This is a genomic window from Mycobacterium sp. KBS0706, assembly GCF_005938675.2.
GTDB lineage: Bacteria > Pseudomonadota > Alphaproteobacteria > DSM-16000 > Inquilinaceae > Inquilinus.
In genome coordinates this window covers 1-1,118 of sequence record NZ_VCCH02000287.1, presented here as the reverse complement: position 1 = coordinate 1,118, position 1,118 = coordinate 1, and the positions used below count along the sequence as shown (strand labels likewise).

Sequence of the window (1,118 nt, the reverse complement as noted above, 5' to 3'; positions counted from 1 at the left end):
TCCATGCGGATAGGTGTGTTGCGGGAGCGGCGGGATGGCGAGCGCCGTGTGGCGGCGACGGCGGACAGCGTGAAGAAGCTGGTGGCGTTGGGCGCGACGGTGGCGGTGGAGTCCGGCGCCGGCCTGGGCAGCGCGGTGACGGACGAGGCGTATCGCGCGGCCGGGGCGGAGGTGGCGCCGGATGCGGCGTCGGCCCTGGCCGGCGCCGACGTGGTGCTGAAGGTGCGGCGTCCGCTGCGGTCGGGCGAGGGCGAGCTCGACGAGCTGTCGCTGATCCCGCGCGGCGCGACTTTGATCGGTGTCCTGGAGCCCTATGACGACGCGGACAGCCTGTCGGCCTATGCCGAGGCGGGGATCGAGAGCTTCGCGCTGGAGCTGGTGCCGCGGATCACGCGGGCACAGTCGATGGACGTGCTGTCGAGCCAGGCGAATCTGGCGGGGTACCGGGCGGTGCTGGAGGCGGCGTCGGTGTTCGGCCGGGCCTATCCGATGATGATGACGGCGGCGGGCACGGTGCCGCCGGCGCGGGTGCTGGTGATGGGTGCCGGCGTGGCGGGCCTACAGGCGATCGCGACGGCGCGGCGTCTGGGCGCGGTGGTGTCGGCGACCGATGTGCGCCCGGCGGCGAAGGAGCAGGTGCAGTCGCTCGGCGCCAGCTTCGTCGCGGTGGAGGACGAGGAGTTCAAGGCGGCCGAGACGGCGGGCGGCTACGCCAAGGAGATGTCGGCGGACTACCGGGCCAAGCAGGCGGCGCTGATCGCCGAGACCATCAAGAAGCAGGACATCGTCATCTGCACCGCGCTGATCCCGGGCCGCAAGGCGCCGGTGCTGATGGACGAGGCGATGGTGCGGTCGATGAAGCCGGGGTCGGTGATCGTCGACCTGGCGGCGGAGCGGGGCGGCAACTGCGCCCTGACCAGGCCCGGCGAGGTCATCGAGGACCAGGGCGTGACCATCGTCGGGTACCGCAACATCCCGGGCCGGATCGCCACCGATGCCTCGGCGCTCTACGCCCGCAACCTGGTGGCCTTCCTGACGCCGCTGGTCGACAAGGACAGCAAGGCGCTGAAGGTGGACGGATCGGACGAGATCGTGGCGGCGACGCGGCTGACCTCGGG

General features: G+C 72.1%; 1 protein-coding gene. It reads left to right on the top strand.

Annotated elements, in window-relative coordinates; translation table 11 throughout:
* Positions 1-15: 15 nt before the first annotated feature.
* Positions 16-1,118 (top strand): Re/Si-specific NAD(P)(+) transhydrogenase subunit alpha (locus tag FFK22_RS41860; RefSeq protein WP_306770273.1); only part of this gene is annotated, 1,103 nt, incomplete at its 3' end.